Here is a 16646-nt window from a genome sequence, read left to right on the forward strand (position 1 = left end):
TTTTTAGTTTTAGTTGATAAACTTAGTAAATAAAAAACTTATTCAGTTCTAATCAAAAAAAAATCCCAACCCTCTTTCGAAGTATTGGGACATTTTATAATTCTGATATTAGCGGCTGTAATCAAAGGGCCGTGTTAATGTTTAATCGTCTTTTAAAATTCCGGTTAAACAATTAACCGGTTAAACAATTTAAACAATTCTCAGCACAAAATAATTTTTCCTTCCGCTTTGCAGCAACACAAACTGATTGTTGATTAAATCATTTGCTGTTAACACAAAATCTTCTTTGATTTTCTCTCTGTTTACCGAAATTGAATTGGCCGTCAACGCACGTCTTGCTTCTCCGTTTGATTTAAAGAAACCCGTTTTTTCATTTAAAACCGTGATGATATCCAATCCGTTTTCTAAATCTGCTTTTGCAATTTCAGCTTGTGGAACTCCGTCAAAAACTTCTAAAAAAGTCGCTTCATCCAGTTGTTTCAAATCGTCTGCCGTTGAGTTTCCGAATAAAATATTCGATGCCTGAATCGCTTTTTCCAATTCTTCTTTGCTGTGAACGAAGATGGTAATTTCTTCCGCTAATCTTTTTTGTAAAACTCTCAAATGAGGAGCGGCTTTATGCTCTTCAATTAAAGTATCGATTTCTTCCTTATCAAGAAAAGTAAAAATCTTGATGTATTTTTCGGCATCCACATCTGTAGCATTTACCCAGAACTGGTAAAATTTATATACCGAAGTTTTATCAGCATCCAGCCAAACGTTTCCGCCTTCAGATTTCCCGAATTTAGACCCGTCTGCTTTTGTAATCAAAGGAGTGGTCAGGGCAAAAGCTTTTGAGTTTTCGCCTCCCATTCTGCGGACTAATTCTGTACCCGTGGTAATATTTCCCCATTGATCAGAGCCACCCATTTGCAAAATACAATTGTTGTTTTTATATAAATGGTAAAAATCGTATCCCTGAATTAACTGATAGGTAAATTCCGTAAAGGACATTCCTTCTCCTTCTCCGCTCAGTCTCTTTTTTACAGAATCTTTCGCCATCATGTAATTCACGGTAATACGTTTTCCAACTTCGCGCGCAAAATCAATAAACGAAAACTCTTTCATCCAATCGTAGTTATTCACCATTACCGGAGCATTTTTATCGGTCGAATTAAAGTCCAGAAAACGAGATAAAACACTTTTTATTCCCGCTACATTTTTAGCCAGGGTTTCTTCGTTTAATAAATTTCTTTCATCTGATTTTCCAGACGGATCACCAATCATTCCGGTTGCACCTCCAACCAAAGCGATCGGCTGGTGGCCAAAATTCTTTAAATGAACCAGTAAAATAATCTGAACCATGCTTCCAATATGAAGTGAATCTGCTGTTGGATCAAAACCAATATACGCTGTTGTTACTTCTTTCAGTAATTGTTCTTCCGTTCCAGGCATACTGTCGTGATATAACCCGCGCCATTTTAATTCTTCAACTAGATTTTTCATTTTTTAAAATAATTTGTGCAAATATAATTAATTCCACAGTAGTCGTATCATATAAATTTTATATGGTATCAAGATTTTGTTTTACAGCTATGTTTCAGGAATAAACCGATAATTCAGAAATAAATCCACTTGTTTTAGCACTTAAATCCCTGCATTTTAAGTTCTGGGATCAGACTGAAAAAGTTTTAAAAAATTTCCTAAAGAAGCAGTAGGTTATTCTGTTTCGTTAACTACTTTTGGCAAAAAAACAAAACCCTATATGAAAAAAATTTTACTTCTTACTTTATTCTTTTATTACACTATTTCCAACGCACAAATATCATTTGAAAAAGGATATTTTATTTCAAATAGCGGAAAAAGAACAGAATGCTATATCAAAAATTTAGACTGGAAAGACAATCCGACAAATTTCAAATACAAGACGGAACTTACAGATTCAGAGCCTGCAACAGAAAGCATTGCGACAGTACAGGAATTCGGAATTGACAATGAAAGTACCTACAAAAGATTTAAGATAAAAATAGACCGTTCAAGCGATGACCTGAAAAAAATATCGATGAATAGAAATCCGGACTGGAGAGAAGAAACCATCTTCTTAAAAGTACTCGTAGCCGGTGATGCCACTTTGTACGGGTATACGGAAGGCAATACGAACCGATATTTTTATGATACCAAAACAATTCCGACAGAACAACTGATTTATGTCAAATTTATTCAGGCAGATAAAAATGAAGGCGCAGAAAGAATAAGTGAAAACAACGAGTACAAACAACAGCTTTTTAGAAATGTTAAATCGGAAGGAACCACTGAAAAAGAAATCCTAAATCTTAAATATAAAAAGGATGACCTGACAGAATATTTTTCTAAGTTTAACAATATCAGCCCTGCTTCAGGCGAGGAGAATGGTAAGAGAACAACTAAAAGCCAATTCTTTATCAAAATAACACCAGGGATAAGTATCGCTTCCACTTCAATGAAAAATACTGCTGCTGCTCAATTTACTGTTGACCTTGACAAAAAAATGATTTTCAAAATTGGTGCAGAAGCCGAGTACATACTTCCTTACAACAAAAACAAATGGAGTGTTTTCGTCAACCCTACCTATCAAAAATATGATGATGAAAAAGATTATAGTGTTTACACCGGTTTTATATCAAATCCACAAATACCCTACAATGTAAAAATAAATCATAGCTCCATACAACTACCAATAGGTGTTAGACATTATATGTTTTTGAATCAAAACTCAAAGATCTTCATTAATGCTGCCTATTCATTAGATGTAAGCAGTAAGACTGACATAGTTTATACTAATAAAACTGATAACAGTACCGTGAAATTTGATGGGAATCCGGGAAAAAACCTGGCATTTGGATTAGGCTATAATTTCAAAAATAAGTTCTCAGCTGAGATGAGATTTAATACAAAAAACGAATTGGTCAACTATGTCTATCATTCTGCAAAATACAGTTCAATAGATTTTATTTTTGGCTATACCATTTTTTAGTAAAAAATTCACCCGTTTAACTTTAAAGCAGCGAAAGTAAATTAACCATTTATTTTCGTTGCTTTTTCTATTTATATGGCGGATAAATCTGCAATGATAAAAATTCCATTACCAATTGATTTATCAAAAATACTATCTTTACAAAATGGTATTAGTCACAGGAGGAACAGGTTTGGTCGGCTCGCATTTATTACTTCATTTAATTGAAAATGGAGAAAATGTCAGGGCTATTTACAGAAACCCAAACAACATTCAGAAAACCAGATTAGTTTTCGAATTGTATAAAAAGGAAGATCTATTTGCAAAAATTGAATGGCTGGAAGCCGATATTCTCGATGTTCCGTCTTTAGAAATTGCTTTTGCCGGAATTGAATATGTTTACCATTGTGCAGCATTCATTTCTCTTGATCCCAAGGACGAAGACAAATTAAGAAAAACCAACATTGAAGGAACGGCCAATATGGTTAATTTATCTATCGCAAAACAAGTAAAAAAATTCTGTTTTGTGAGTTCGATTGCTGCTTTAGGAGATCTGGCTCCCCACGAAACCATCATTACAGAAGAAACCGAATGGAATCCTGAAAAACCACATAGCGACTATGCTATTTCTAAATATGGTGCGGAAATGGAAGTCTGGAGAGGGTTACAGGAAGGTTTAGAAGTGATTATTATAAATCCTGGGGTAATTTTAGGTCCAATTCCGAAAACAAAAAGCTGTGAACAGGGAAGCGCTGAATTTTACGTAAAAGTAGCTAACGGGCTTTCTTTTTATACACTGGGGAGTACCGGATTTATTGCTGTAAACGATGTCATTAAAATTGCTTTTGAATTAATGAAAAGTAATATCAAAAACGAACGGTTTACACTTATTGCAGAAAATATAGTCTTTCGGGATATCCTAAACACAATTGCCGATACGCTGAAAGTAAAAAGACCGCACATTCACGCTAAACCTTTTTTATTGAATCTCGCCTGGGTAGCCGATGGAATATTTTCGACTTTGTTCTTTCAGAAAAGAAGAATTACCAAAGCAACGGCAAAAGCTTCTTATTCTAAAAGTTTGTATTCTAATGAAAAAATAAAAACCGCTCTGGGAACGGTTTTTTTAGATGTACATCAGTATGTAAGGGACATTTCAAAATTATAAGATTATTTCTGAATTGTCTTTTTCATTTGCATGGTCCTTCTGATAGAATCAACATTGACCTTCACCAATTTTGCTTTATCAGTTTTGTGTGCTTGTCCTGATATTTTTTCTTTATTTTTCTTTTCTTTAGCTGCCTTCTTCTCATCGATTTTAGCTAATGAATCTGCCACTTTCTGATTTTTCTCCAATCGTTTGGCAATTTCATCAAACATCTCTTTGTAGCCCTCGTAATCAGCGGCATAATAAATATTGCTTTGTGCAAACTGCAGACTGTCTACCTTGTATTTCTGCCACACAAATCTCTTCTGACTGGTATCGCTTGAATCTAACGATAATGGATTTTGATATTTTATAGCTTCAAGAAGAGACAGATCATACATAATATCAATCATCTTTTCTCTTTCAATAAGTCCCTTGGGTTGTTTTACCAACTCCTTTTTACAACTTACGGAAAGAAACAAAACCAATACGATCACTACAAAATTCTTCATCTGTCTTTTTTTATCTGTCGAACAATAATCTTTTTCCGTTACGAATATCTTTTACTTTAAAGTTATTGTAAACCAGTTCCCCATTTACAAAAGTATGCGTAATTCTGGATCTGAAAGCAAAACCTTCAAATGGAGACCATCCGCATTTTGATAAAATATTATCCGGATTAACACTCCATGGCAAGCTTGGGTTTACGATGACCAAATCTGCAAAATAACCCTCTTTTATAAAACCTCTTTTTTCGATTTTGAAAATCTTAGCCGGATTATGGCACATTTTTTCCACGATTTTTTCCACTGAGATTTTTCCCTGATGATGTGCTTCAAACATCGCTACAACAGCGTGTTGCACCAATGGGCCGCCCGATGGTGCTTTCAGGTACGATTGTTTCTTTTCTTCTTTTGTATGTGGCGCGTGGTCTGTAGCAATTACATCGATACGGCCATCATTTAAAGCTTCCCAAAGTGCTTTTCTGTCGCTTGCCGTTTTTACGGCAGGGTTCCATTTAATGAAATTTCCTTTCGTTTTATAATCTTCATCGGTAAACCAAAGATGATGCACACAAACCTCAGCGGTAATTTTTTTATCTTCCAATGGAATTTTATTGGTAAACAATTCCATTTCTTTCGCAGTGGAAAGATGAAAAATATGCAGTCGGGCACCTGTTTTTTTAGCCAGCGCTACTGCTTTGGAAGAGGAAATATAACAAGCTTCCGCACTTCTGATCAGATGATGTGCCGTTACAGGAACATCTTCGCCATATTGTTCTTTAAACAAAGCCAGGTTATTCTGGATCGTAGTTTCGTCTTCGCAATGTACTGCGATTAACATTGGCGTACTGGAAAATATTTTTTCTAAAGTAGCCTCGTTATCGACCAGCATATTTCCGGTTGAAGAACCTAAAAAGATTTTGATTCCGGCAACATTTCTTGGATTTGTTTTTAAAACTTCCTCCAGATTATCATTGGTTGCTCCCATCATAAACGAATAATTCGCAAATGATTTTACGGCGGCAATCTGGTATTTATCTTCTAAGATTTCCTGCGTAACCGCATTGGGCACCGTATTAGGCTGTTCGATAAAAGAAGTGATTCCGCCGGCAACAGCTGCCCTGGATTCTGATTCAATATCCCCTTTATGTGTTAATCCCGGTTCTCTGAAATGCACCTGATCGTCAATAGCACCAGGCATTAAGTAATTCCCTTCCGCATCAATAACTTTACAGTCGGATGTTTTTAAGCTGATACTATCTGAAATTTCAACAATTAAGTCATTTTCAATCAATACATCGCCTTCAAAAATCGACCCTTCGTTTACAATTTTAGCGTTCTTTATTAAAATTCTGTTCATCACCGTAGCTTTTATAATGTATTGAATAATTTCTTCAGTCGAAGTGATATTACACCCAGGATCGCTTCCTTAATGATTGCATTACTCATTTTCGAAACTCCTTTGGTACGGTCTGTAAAAATAATCGGCACTTCTGAAATTTCAAATTTACCACAATACGTCCTGTATTTCATTTCAATCTGAAAAGCATAGCCTACAAATTTAATTTTATTGAGGTTGATCTTTTCCAGTACTTCCCTTTTATAACAGACAAAACCGGCTGTAGCATCATGAATTTTCATTCCGGTAATGAATTTCACATACACCGAAGCAAAATACGACATCAAGACGCGGCTTAATGGCCAGTTCACTACATTTACACCTGTTACATAACGCGATCCTATCGCCAAATCGGCACCTCCGAAATGGCAGGCATCGAACAATTTTTCAAGATCATTTGGATTATGGGAAAAGTCGGCATCCATTTCAAAAATGAAATCGTATTTTCGTTCTAAAGCCCATTTAAAACCATGAACATAAGCGGTTCCCAGACCGGATTTTTTAGCTCTTACTTCCAGGAAGAGTCTTCCCGGAAATTCTTCCTGCAATGCAACTACCTTATTAGCAGTGTGATCCGGAGAATTATCATCGATTATTAAAAGATGAAAAGGCTTATGTTGAGAAAGTACTGCTCTGACTATACTTTCTATGTTTTCTATTTCGTTATAAGTGGGAATTATGACAATACAATCATTCATTTTTCTGGGTAAATTTCACCGCAAAAGTAAACTTTTTATGGCATTTGATTCATAATAAATTTATAATAAAAGTATTGATATAAAAAATTACTAATTTTGTAACGTTATGATTGAACAACTTCATCCCCGTATTTTCGAAAACAAGGATTGGGCAACATTTTTATTTGTGTTGGCCTTTGGTCTTGTGGCCATTACTAAATCAGCATACGAAGCGAGATTTAGCGAATTCAGCAAGCTTATTTTTTCAGATAAATATGCTAAAATCTATCGTGATACAAGCAATCTGAAAGGCAGTTTCATTGTCGGTTTGTTCTTTGTGCAAATTATTTCCTTTGCATTTTTCATTCAGCTTACGATGCATATTTTCGGATATGCCTCAAAAACAGACTGGGTTTTATTTATTCAGATCGCCACATTTTTGCTTTATTTTATTCTTGCAAAATATTTAATCGAAAAAATCGTTGCTACTTCATTCAATATTGAAGAATTTATCGACCTTCTTAACTTACAAAAAGCAACATACCGAACCTATATTGGCGTTTTGATCCTTCCTTTTAATGCCATTTTATTTTATTATGACAATATTCCGAAAAGTGTACCGCTAGCAATCATCGGTGTTTCACTATGTATAAGTCTATTCTCATACTTTATTTCAATTAAAACATATCAAAATATAATAATCAGCAAGTTATTTTATTTTATTTTATATCTTTGCGCTCTTGAAATAGCCCCTTATTATTTCATGTATTATTGGATTACAAAAGAGGCGGCTTAGTAAAAGTTTATAATATGAAAGTGAAAACAATTTTGGTGTCACAGCCTGAACCTAAAGTGGAAAATTCTCCTTACTTTGAGCTCCAACAAAAACACAAAATAAAAATTGATTTCAGACCATTTATTCATGTGGAGGGGGTTAACGCAAAAGAGATTAGATTACAGAAAATTGATCTAAATCATTACACTGCGATTATTTTGACAAGCAGAAATGCCGTAGATCATTTTTTCAGAGTAGCGGATGAAATGCGCTATAAAGTTCCTGAAGGACTGAAATATTTTTGTCAATCTGAAGCCGTAGCATTTTACCTGCAGAAATATGTAGTGTACAGAAAGCGTAAAATTTATGTAGGTGCAAAAGATTTTGCAGATTTATCTCCATTAATTAAAAAATACAAGGACGAAAAGTTCTTACTTCCGGCTTCTGACCAGTTAAATGCAGATGCTCCTATTACTTTAAACAATCTTAAAGTAGACTGGACTCAGGCCATTTTTTACAAAACGGTAATGAGTGACCTATCTGATCTGGCAGATGTTTATTATGATGTCCTGGCCTTTTTTAGTCCAACCGGAATAAAATCTTTGTTCAAAAATTTCCCGGATTTCAAACAAAACGACACCCGAATTGCTGTTTTCGGAAGTACCACTCAAAAAGAAGCTTTAGATTACGGATTAAGAATTGATATTCTTGCTCCGACTCCTGAAACTCCTTCCATGACAATGGCTTTGGAAAAATACATCAGTGAAGCCAATAAAGGAAAATAGTCCCTTTTAAAATATAATTTCAAAATTCCAAATCCCAACTTTAACCTGTTGGAATTTGGAATTTTTATTTTAAAATCATTTAAAGTACTTTTGATTTCTATTCTAAACCAAATTACCAGAATTAGTTTCAAATATCAACTCTTATGAAAATCAACTCTCTCCTAATTGAAATTGACGGTATCGATAAAGAAATTCTTCGTTATCTAATGGATGATGCCCGAAAACCCATTTTACAAATTGCCAATAAAATAGGCATTTCGGGAGCTGCTATTCACCAGCGTCTGAAGAAACTGGAGCAGTCGGGAGTAATTTCAGGCTCAAAATTTACCGTAAACCCAAAAGTACTGGGCTACAACACCATGGCATTTATAGGCGTGTACCTCGACAAAGCTTCCCGAAATTCTGAAGCCGTAAAAGATCTGAAAAAAATCCCCGAGGTTTTAGAATGTCACTACACAACCGGAAACTGGTCTGTCCTGATAAAAATCATCTGTCGTGACAACGAACACCTAATGCAGCTCCTAAACACTAAAATACAAGCCATAGAAGGCGTTTCCAGAACAGAAACTTTCATCTCACTGGACCAGCAGATTGACAGGCAGATTCAGCTTTAGAATTAGATAATGTGTCAATGAGATAATTTGATAATTTGATAATTCTAAAAATAACAAACCCGACACGTTTAAAAACATATCGGGTTAAATGATCTAATTGACACATTATCTAATTATCTAATTAATTCCTCCTGCTTCCCGAATAAATCGAGATATAGTACAACAACGTGGCTATAGATCCGATAGCCGCTACAACATAAGTCCTTGCGGCCCATTTTAAGGCATCTTTTGCCCCTGCCTGTTCTTCCTGTGTCAGCATGTGTTTGTTTTCGAGCCAGGCGAGCGCACGATTACTGGCGTCATACTCTACCGGCAAAGTGATGATAGAGAACAAAGTTGTTGCCGCAAAAATAATGATTCCGATCAGCAGCAATTGCGGAAAAGTACGGATCATCAAAATTCCTGCTAATAAAATCCATTGCATGTAGCTGGACGCTACATTTACAATTGGTACTAACTTAGAACGCATTGTCAGCCATTCGTAACCTATCGAATGCTGTACCGCGTGACCACATTCGTGTGCGGCAACAGCAGCCGCAGCTGCATTGCGATGATTATAAACGGCTTCACTTAAATTTACTGTTTTATCTCCCGGATTATAATGATCCGTTAGCTGTCCCGGAGTTGAAATAACACGAACATCCGTAATTCCATTATCAGCCAGCATTTTTTCTGCAATCTCAGCACCACTCATTCCGTTTCTCAATTGCAGCTTAGAATATAATTCGAATTTACTTTTTAGTTTTGAACTTACCATCCAGCTGAATAACATAATGGCTCCGGCAAGAATTAAATATCCACTTCCCATATCTTTATTTTTTTGATTGAATTTTAAAGTTACGAAACAGACAGCAATTTCTGAACCAATTTAACAAAATGCCAAAATGACATTTCGAATCTGATAAAATTTCAGATTAATCGATTGTCCTTCAAAAGAAAGCCTTGTAAACGAATACAAAGCTTCCCTTTCATGATTCCAATTGCTCATTGACCTCTTCAAACTTCTCAATAAGACTATCAATCTTTTCCTTTTGTTTCTGAATTTGTTTCGGGCGCAGGTAAAACCAGTTAAATCCTATCCACAACAACGTAATTCCATACGTTATTAAGGCATAGAAAACCGTCATTCTCGAAGCGTATTCATACATGTACAGGCAAATCCCGGTCATAAGAAGGATAAAATACCAGCTCAGGACTACAGACTGTATAAATTGTTGCTTTTTTCTAATCAAAATAAGCTGCTGTAAATATTCGTGATTGTCCTGTGTGGCATCGCTATTTTTATAGATATTGAATAACCTGTTGTAGAACCCCACGTAAATCACCATAGCCAAAATTCCAAGAATGATTCCGATTTTAGTGGAAATAAATTGCGGCTGATAGTAATACCATACAAAAATCATAAAAGTGCTTGTTGCAGCAAGCAAAATATTAGTTTTCCAAATGGAACGTACACCTGCTTTTTTAAACTGTTTTACTCTTTCCAGCAAATCCTCAATATCAGGCTGACTTATGGCTTGTTTCTTCCATAAATCCTTAAAGTCAATATTATTGTCCATTTTCTTTAAATTTTTGAGTCAGTTTTTCTTTAATCCTATGAATTTTAACTCTGATATTCGATTCCGAAAGGCCGACAATTTTGGCAATTTCCGTCTGTTTTACTTCTTCCAGCTCCAGCGAAATAATAATACGATCCATTTCCGGAAGCCCGGCAATACATTGATACAGAAACTGAATTTGCGGCTCTACTGAATAGTGTTGCTCTTCTGTAATGTGAGATGGAAGTTCGGCTTTTGGAAAACGTTTTTCTTTTTCAATCTGTCTCAGACAATTGTTGGAAGCAATTCTGAATATCCAGGTTCCTATACCCGATTCGTTCCTGAACGTATCCAGCTTTTGCCATACAATAATGAAAGTTTCCTGAGCCAGGTCCTGTGCAAGATCACGATCATTGACAAAACCCATACAAAGTCTGAATATCCGCTCCCAATAGGTTTTGTAGATATTTTCAAACTCCATTATTTCACTTTTATAAAGTTATTCAGGTGTTTAAAATAAAAGTCCTTGTCATCATACATAATAAAATGTAATCCTTTGGTCGCGTATTGAAGATTGGCCAGTTTTAATTTTTCATATTGCTTTTCGATGGCAGGTTTAAGATTCACAAAATAAGATTCCAGTAAAACTAATGTCGGGCATTTTACGGTTGCAATCTTATCTCTTAAATCGGTATTGGAAAAATCACAGTACATTTCGCCAAACGTTTTTCGGTCTGATTTGGTGCTCCACCCCAGTAATAATTCATGCTTCGTAGTATCTGCGGTCAGCTTGGGAAGGTATTTTTTTTGATTGTCATAAAACTCCTGATCGGTCAGGCTCATCATTGCAGCAACCATTGGCATACAATCATTATTTTCTTTTGTTTTAAAAGAAGGATCCATCAATGCAGCCAGACACGGAACTGCATCTACCACGACAATTCGATCTGCCAAATCCGGATAATCAGCAGCAATAGCCAGGGCCAGTCCTCCGCCCATGCTATGCCCGATTATAATTGGTTTTACGATTTTATGATCCGTTATATAAGCGACAATTGCCTCTTCCCAATTTTTAAAAGAAGCATTGGCCTGTGGAGCCACTCCGGCAAAACCAGCCATTGTTAAAGTATAACAGGTAAAACTTTTTTCGAAATTGGCTTTTGTATCATTCCAGACTTCTCCTGAAGACGCAAAACCGGGAATGAATAAAATAGATTGTTTTCCTTTTCCTGATTTAACAACTTCAAACGGATATGATTTTGTTTGCGCAAAAACATTTAAACATAAAGCCGAAAATAATAATGCGACAACTAAGAAGATATGCTTTTTCATTTTTTGATAATTTTAAATAGTTACTGAATCAAATTCGCCTTTTGGATACCGGAAGAATTAAAATGTTACAAACTTCAACTCTTTTTTTTCAATTAAGTGCGTAAATATATAGTGCGCCTTTCAAATTCGATGAATACCCGCATACAATTAAACATAGATTTAACAAATAGCCGATAAGTTCGGATAATTGAAGTGTGAGAATTTTAAACAAAAAAAATCCCAAACCCCAACAAAAGTTGGAATTTGGAATTTTTAAATATTGGATTTTATTTGGTTAACCAACCAAATTGATAATCTTTCCGGGAACAATAATCACTTTATTCGGTGTTTTTCCATCTAACTGACGTAAAGTTCTTTCGTCTTTCATAATGATTTCTTCGATTTGTGCCGCGGTTAAATCCAAAGGCAATTCGATCGTGAAACGCATTTTTCCGTTGAAAGAAACCGGATATTCCTTGCTGCTCTCTACCAGATGTTTTGCTTCGAAAACAGGGAAGGCAACAGTAGAAATACTGGTGTTATGCCCTAGCAAACTCCATAATTCCTCTGCAATATGCGGCGCATACGAAGAAATCACGATAGCCAGCGGTTCTAAAATGGCACGCGAATGACAGTTTTGAGCCGACAATTCATTCACACAAATCATAAACTGGCTTACAGAAGTATTAAAAGAGAAATTCTCAATATCTTCGGCCACTTTTTTGATGGTTTTGTGTAATGATTTTAAGTTGTCTTTTGTAGGTTCATTATCGTTGACAATTAAACCGTTATTCTCATCCACATACAAACGCCATAATTTTTTCAGGAACCCAAAAACTCCGGAAATACCGGCAGTATTCCAGGGTTTTGCCTGTTCTAATGGCCCTAAAAACATTTCGTACAAACGCAATGTATCCGCCCCGTATTCATTACAAATGTCATCCGGCGTCACTACGTTGTATTTTGATTTCGACATTTTTTCGACCTCACGGCCTACAATGTATTTTCCGTTTTCGTCAGTAATAAATTCTGCTTCAGCGTAATCTTCTCTCCATGCTTTGAATTTTTCAATATCCAGTTCATCAGATGAATTTACCATTGAAACATCAGCATGGATTGGCTGCACTTTATGATCCCCGATTTTATTTTTAGAAATAAAACTGTTTGTTCCTTCAATTCTGTACACAAAAGCACTAGTCCCCAAAATCATTCCCTGATTGATCAGTTTTTTGAAGGGTTCTTCGGTTGGGGCAAAACCTTTGTCCTTTAAGAATTTATTCCAGAAACGGGAATACAATAAGTGTCCGGTAGCGTGTTCGCTTCCACCAATATATAAATCGACGCTTTCCCAATAGGCCAGCGCTTCTTTGCCTGCAAATTCGTTTTCATTGTGCGCATCCATATAACGCATCCAGTACCAGGAACTTCCTGCCCAACCCGGCATGGTGTTCAATTCCAAAGGAAAAATCGTTACATGATCTACAAGATCGGTATTGACCACCTTATTTTGTTTGGTATCCCAGGCCCAGACAGCTGCGTTTCCTAAAGGAGGCAGACCGTCTTCGGTTGGCAAATATTTTTCTACTTCCGGTAAGATAATCGGCAAATGCTGCGTGTCAATCATTTTGGGAAGTCCGTTTACATAATAAACCGGGAAAGGCTCTCCCCAGTAACGCTGACGTGAAAATACGGCATCGCGCAAACGGTAATTGGTTTTTCCGGCTCCCTGCCCTATTTTTTCTAATTCCTGAATAACAGCTTTAGTAGCCGTTTTATAGTTTAGTCCGTTTAAGAAATCCGAATTGGCTATTTCTACATTGTCTTTAGAACCATAAGCCGCTTCAGAAATATCAACATTAGCGAAGATATTTTTGATTTCCGGCATTCCGTTTTGTCCTTTAAAGAAATTCGCAAAAGCATAATCTCTTTCGTCTCCGCAAGGAACCGCCATTACAGCACCTGTCCCGTAACCTGCCAAAACGTAATCCCCAATCCAGACCGGAATTGGTTCTTTCGTAAAAGGATGCTCTGCATACGCTCCGGTAAATACGCCTGAAATTGTTTTTACATCGGCCATACGTTCCCGCTCTGAACGTTTTGCTGTTTTTTCGATATACGCTTCAACCGCTGCTTTTTGCTCCGCAGTTGTAATTTTAGCGACCAAATCATGTTCCGGTGCCAAAGTCATAAAGGTTACTCCAAAAATAGTATCAGGACGGGTGGTAAAAACTTCAATAAAATCTGTTTCAGGTTTTACGTTTGAAGTTGCATCACTTGGCACAACGTTCTGAGACTTGAAACCTGAAACCTGAAACTTTACAAGTGCTCCAACCGATTTCCCAATCCAGTTTCTTTGAGATTCTTTTATAGATTCACTCCAGTCAATATCATTAAGACCTTGCAGCAGACGTTCCGCATAAGCAGAAATACGCATGCTCCATTGCGTCATTTTTTTACGAATTACAGGATAACCGCCACGTTCCGAAACGCCGTTTACGATTTCGTCATTGGCCAAAACAGTTCCTAAACCGGGACACCAGTTTACTTCTGTTTCTGCCAGGTACGTCATTCTGTATTGCAATAAGATCTTTTCTTTTTGGTCATCCGAGTAAGAATTCCACTCGTCTGCCGTAAAAATAGCGACATTATCATCGCAGACTGCTTCAATCAGAATATTTCCTTCCTCTGAAAAAACCTGAACTAAAGTCTCAATATTAAAGGCTTTCCCTTGTTTTTTGCAGTACCAGGAATTAAACAACTGGATAAAAATCCATTGTGTATGTTTGTAATAATCGGGATTTGAAGTACGTACTTCACGACTCCAGTCAAATGAAAATCCAATTTTATCCAATTGTTTTCGGTATCCGGCAATTTCTTTTCCTTCTTTATCTGTTCCTCCATCAATATTTACCCGCGTGGTATCTTCAGGACGCTGTCCGGTCTGAATCGCATACTGTTCTGCCGGCAATCCGAAACTGTCGTAACCCATTGGATGCAGAACATTGAAACCCTGATGTCTTTTAAAACGTGAATACACATCTGAAGCAATATAGCCCAGCGGATGCCCTACGTGTAATCCCGCACCGGACGGATACGGAAACATGTCCAGTACGTAGTGTTTTGGTTTTTCAGAATTGTTTTCGGCTGCAAAAGTCTGATGATCTGCCCAATATTTTTGCCATTTGGCTTCTATTTCGTTCGGATTGTATTTCATTCCTTGTTTATATTTTTTTTTTAAGGTACAAAGTTGCAAAGTTGCAAAGTGACAAAGGTTCTAAGGTTTACCACTTTAATAAATTCAGGGCAAATTTACATTTATTACAGATTGTACCAAAGCTATTTCGTTGGCAAACAAATAAAATAATGAAATACCTGTTCAAATTAACTAAAAACAACCGTATGGACTTGAAAGTATTGAAATTCATAAAGTGAAATAAGTGTTTGTGTTTTTAACCGCAAGGCACGCTAAGGTTTTAATTTTAAGTACCCCCCGTCCATAAAACGCAATGACCGCAAGGCTTTATCTACATAAAACTTTGCGAACCCTGCGAAAACCTTGCGAACTTTGCGGTTAAACATGAATGCCGGCTCAAAATATTGAAATTCATAAGTGAAATAAGTATTTGTGTTTTTAACCGCAAGGCACGCTAAGTTTTTTATTTTAAGTACGGTACTCATAAAACGCAAAGTCCGCAAGGCTTTATCTATATAAAACTTTGCGAACCCTGCGAAAATCTTAGCGAGCTTTGCGGTTAAATTCATTAATCTGTGGCTGTTCTCTTTTAACTTTGCGAACTTTGCGAAAACCTTAGCGAACTTTGCGATTAAATTCATTAATCTGTGGCTATTCTCTTTTAACTTTGCGAACCTTGTGAAAGCCTTAGCAAACTTTACAGTTAAATTACCTTTACTATTTAATATCAAATTGTACATTTATAGTATAAAAGTTCGTTATTAACTTTAAATAAAGAAATTCTTTATTATTTTTACCACATAATTTAAGCAAACTATGAGTTCTAACTTTGATAAATTTCAAAAACGCAGGTTAATTTCCTCTTATTTTTCGGTTGTATTAAGTGTTTTTCTGGTATTGTTCCTTTTGGGCGTACTGGGATTATTCATTATAAATTCTAAAAAACTGGCTGATGATTTTAAAGAAAAAATCGCCATGACGGTTTTCTTTAAAAACGAAGCCAATGACAGCGTTATAAAAGCGTTCAACACCGAATTAAAAAGAGCTCCTTTCGCAAGATCGTTTGTTTACGTTACCAAAGAAAAAGCAGCCAAGGAACATACCGATATTATCGGAGAAGACTTCCTGACCTTCTTAGGGGAAAACCCTTTGCTGAATTCGTATGATATTCACTTAAAAGCAGATTATGTTGAAAGGGACAGTATTTTACAAATTGAAAGCAATCTGCGTAAAAACGCTATGATTTCAGATATTGTTTATGACAAACAATTGGTAAATCTGGTAAATGACAATATCAAAAAAGTCAGTATGTGGATTCTTATTATCAGTGGTTTTCTAACGGTAATAGCTGTTTTACTGATCAATAGTTCACTTCGTTTATCGATACATTCCAATCGTTTTATCATCAAAACCATGCAGATGGTTGGTGCAACAAAATCGTTTATCCGTAAACCATTCGTAACGCGTAGTGTTAAACTTGGACTTTTAGGCGCAGGACTTGCCATAATTGCACTGATTGCACTTTTACTTTACGTAGAAACAAATTTCCCGGGATTAGGGATTTTAGAAGACAAATTCTTAATCGCATTGGTTTTATTAGCTGTCCTGGGATTAGGAATTCTGATTACCTGGTTAAGTACACACTTTGCAACACAACGTTTCCTGAATTTAAGAACAGACGATCTTTATTAGTAAAAATAGTAAACAGTCGCAGTTTTCAGTGTACGAAAAAC

General features: G+C 36.1%; 15 protein-coding genes. 6 read left to right on the plus strand and 9 right to left on the minus strand.

From position 1 onward, the window contains the following. Positions 1 to 189: 189 nt before the first annotated feature. Complete coding sequence (tyrS, locus tag LPB89_RS18335) at positions 190 to 1485, minus strand: tyrosine--tRNA ligase (protein WP_230703130.1); 1296 nt, start codon at positions 1483 to 1485, stop codon at positions 190 to 192. A 259-nt stretch (positions 1486 to 1744) separates the two neighbouring features. Here tyrS and LPB89_RS18340 point away from each other — a divergent pair, with 259 nt between their 5' ends. Together LPB89_RS18340 and LPB89_RS18345 are read left to right on the plus strand one after the other, a co-directional pair. Then, entirely contained in the window at positions 1745 to 2992 is a 1248-nt protein-coding gene (locus LPB89_RS18340; protein ID WP_230703131.1) for a PorT family protein, read from the plus strand. 145 nt (positions 2993 to 3137) lie between these two features. Next, positions 3138 to 4139: an NAD-dependent epimerase/dehydratase family protein gene (locus LPB89_RS18345; protein ID WP_230703132.1), complete on the plus strand. Its 1002-nt coding sequence runs from the start codon at positions 3138 to 3140 to the stop codon at positions 4137 to 4139. Between the two features lie 2 nt (positions 4140 to 4141). On the opposite strand, the gene LPB89_RS18350 is transcribed toward LPB89_RS18345, so the two are convergent. The 3 genes from LPB89_RS18350 to LPB89_RS18360 are packed head-to-tail and all read right to left on the minus strand — an operon-like array spanning position 4142 to position 6718. Continuing rightward, on the minus strand, positions 4142 to 4630 hold the full coding sequence (locus LPB89_RS18350) for a DUF4296 domain-containing protein (protein ID WP_230703133.1): 489 nt from the start codon (positions 4628 to 4630) through the stop codon (positions 4142 to 4144). A gap of 10 nt (positions 4631 to 4640) precedes the next feature. Continuing rightward, positions 4641 to 5981: a dihydroorotase gene (locus LPB89_RS18355; protein WP_230703134.1), complete on the minus strand. Its 1341-nt coding sequence runs from the start codon at positions 5979 to 5981 to the stop codon at positions 4641 to 4643. Positions 5982 to 5992: 11 nt separating this feature from the next. Beyond that, complete coding sequence (locus LPB89_RS18360) at positions 5993 to 6718, minus strand: polyprenol monophosphomannose synthase (protein WP_230703135.1); 726 nt, start codon at positions 6716 to 6718, stop codon at positions 5993 to 5995. A 106-nt stretch (positions 6719 to 6824) separates the two neighbouring features. Between LPB89_RS18360 and LPB89_RS18365 the strand changes: the two genes are divergently transcribed. The 3 genes from LPB89_RS18365 to LPB89_RS18375 all read left to right on the plus strand — a co-directional run bounded on the left by LPB89_RS18365 (position 6825) and on the right by LPB89_RS18375 (position 8871). After that, positions 6825 to 7493: a DUF4271 domain-containing protein gene (locus LPB89_RS18365; protein WP_230703136.1), complete on the plus strand. Its 669-nt coding sequence runs from the start codon at positions 6825 to 6827 to the stop codon at positions 7491 to 7493. Between the two features lie 14 nt (positions 7494 to 7507). Then, a complete protein-coding gene (locus tag LPB89_RS18370; RefSeq protein WP_127340493.1) occupies positions 7508 to 8257 on the plus strand; it encodes a uroporphyrinogen-III synthase in 750 nt (249 codons plus the stop codon). A 143-nt stretch (positions 8258 to 8400) separates the two neighbouring features. Beyond that, complete coding sequence (locus LPB89_RS18375; RefSeq protein ID WP_007811264.1) at positions 8401 to 8871, plus strand: Lrp/AsnC family transcriptional regulator; 471 nt, start codon at positions 8401 to 8403, stop codon at positions 8869 to 8871. Between the two features lie 121 nt (positions 8872 to 8992). Here LPB89_RS18375 and LPB89_RS18380 read toward each other — a convergent pair whose 3' ends face one another. From LPB89_RS18380 to leuS, 5 genes are all read right to left on the minus strand, one after another. Continuing rightward, positions 8993 to 9679 (minus strand): zinc metallopeptidase, encoded by a 687-nt coding sequence (locus LPB89_RS18380; protein ID WP_230703137.1) that lies wholly within the window; start codon positions 9677 to 9679, stop codon positions 8993 to 8995. A 160-nt stretch (positions 9680 to 9839) separates the two neighbouring features. Next, positions 9840 to 10430, minus strand: a complete 591-nt coding sequence (locus LPB89_RS18385; protein ID WP_230703138.1) for a hypothetical protein — start codon at positions 10428 to 10430, stop codon at positions 9840 to 9842. Continuing rightward, entirely contained in the window at positions 10420 to 10890 is a 471-nt protein-coding gene (locus tag LPB89_RS18390) for an RNA polymerase sigma factor (protein WP_230703139.1), read from the minus strand. The genes LPB89_RS18385 and LPB89_RS18390 overlap by 11 nt, the downstream gene beginning before the upstream one ends. Next, positions 10890 to 11741 carry an alpha/beta fold hydrolase gene (locus LPB89_RS18395; RefSeq protein WP_230703140.1) on the minus strand — a complete coding sequence of 284 codons (852 nt, stop codon included), beginning with the start codon at positions 11739 to 11741 and terminating at the stop codon, positions 10890 to 10892. The genes LPB89_RS18390 and LPB89_RS18395 overlap by 1 nt, the downstream gene beginning before the upstream one ends. 274 nt (positions 11742 to 12015) lie before the next feature. Continuing rightward, the gene (leuS, locus tag LPB89_RS18400; protein WP_230703141.1) at positions 12016 to 14934 is read right to left on the minus strand and encodes a leucine--tRNA ligase; all 2919 of its coding nucleotides are present in this window, start codon (positions 14932 to 14934) and stop codon (positions 12016 to 12018) included. Between the two features lie 795 nt (positions 14935 to 15729). On the opposite strand from leuS, the gene LPB89_RS18405 reads away from it, so the two are divergent. Next, the gene (locus LPB89_RS18405; RefSeq protein ID WP_230703142.1) at positions 15730 to 16605 is read left to right on the plus strand and encodes an ABC transporter permease; all 876 of its coding nucleotides are present in this window, start codon (positions 15730 to 15732) and stop codon (positions 16603 to 16605) included. Positions 16606 to 16646 lie beyond the last annotated feature (41 nt).

It is taken from the genome of Flavobacterium sp. ENC (genome assembly GCF_020991415.1).
In the GTDB taxonomy this organism is placed as follows: domain Bacteria; phylum Bacteroidota; class Bacteroidia; order Flavobacteriales; family Flavobacteriaceae; genus Flavobacterium.

Coding starts and splice junctions, on each gene's coding strand:
- LPB89_RS18365 (WP_230703136.1), top strand. CDS start 6,825: ATGATTGAACAACTTCATCCCCGTATTTTCGAAAACAAGGATTGGGCA.
- LPB89_RS18390 (WP_230703139.1), bottom strand. CDS start 10,890: ATGGAGTTTGAAAATATCTACAAAACCTATTGGGAGCGGATATTCAGA.
- leuS (WP_230703141.1), bottom strand. CDS start 14,934: ATGAAATACAATCCGAACGAAATAGAAGCCAAATGGCAAAAATATTGG.
- LPB89_RS18395 (WP_230703140.1), bottom strand. CDS start 11,741: ATGAAAAAGCATATCTTCTTAGTTGTCGCATTATTATTTTCGGCTTTA.
- LPB89_RS18405 (WP_230703142.1), top strand. CDS start 15,730: ATGAGTTCTAACTTTGATAAATTTCAAAAACGCAGGTTAATTTCCTCT.
- LPB89_RS18345 (WP_230703132.1), top strand. CDS start 3,138: ATGGTATTAGTCACAGGAGGAACAGGTTTGGTCGGCTCGCATTTATTA.
- LPB89_RS18380 (WP_230703137.1), bottom strand. CDS start 9,679: ATGGGAAGTGGATATTTAATTCTTGCCGGAGCCATTATGTTATTCAGC.
- LPB89_RS18385 (WP_230703138.1), bottom strand. CDS start 10,430: ATGGACAATAATATTGACTTTAAGGATTTATGGAAGAAACAAGCCATA.
- LPB89_RS18340 (WP_230703131.1), top strand. CDS start 1,745: ATGAAAAAAATTTTACTTCTTACTTTATTCTTTTATTACACTATTTCC.
- LPB89_RS18350 (WP_230703133.1), bottom strand. CDS start 4,630: ATGAAGAATTTTGTAGTGATCGTATTGGTTTTGTTTCTTTCCGTAAGT.
- LPB89_RS18370 (WP_127340493.1), top strand. CDS start 7,508: ATGAAAGTGAAAACAATTTTGGTGTCACAGCCTGAACCTAAAGTGGAA.
- LPB89_RS18375 (WP_007811264.1), top strand. CDS start 8,401: ATGAAAATCAACTCTCTCCTAATTGAAATTGACGGTATCGATAAAGAA.
- LPB89_RS18355 (WP_230703134.1), bottom strand. CDS start 5,981: ATGAACAGAATTTTAATAAAGAACGCTAAAATTGTAAACGAAGGGTCG.
- LPB89_RS18360 (WP_230703135.1), bottom strand. CDS start 6,718: ATGAATGATTGTATTGTCATAATTCCCACTTATAACGAAATAGAAAAC.
- tyrS (WP_230703130.1), bottom strand. CDS start 1,485: ATGAAAAATCTAGTTGAAGAATTAAAATGGCGCGGGTTATATCACGAC.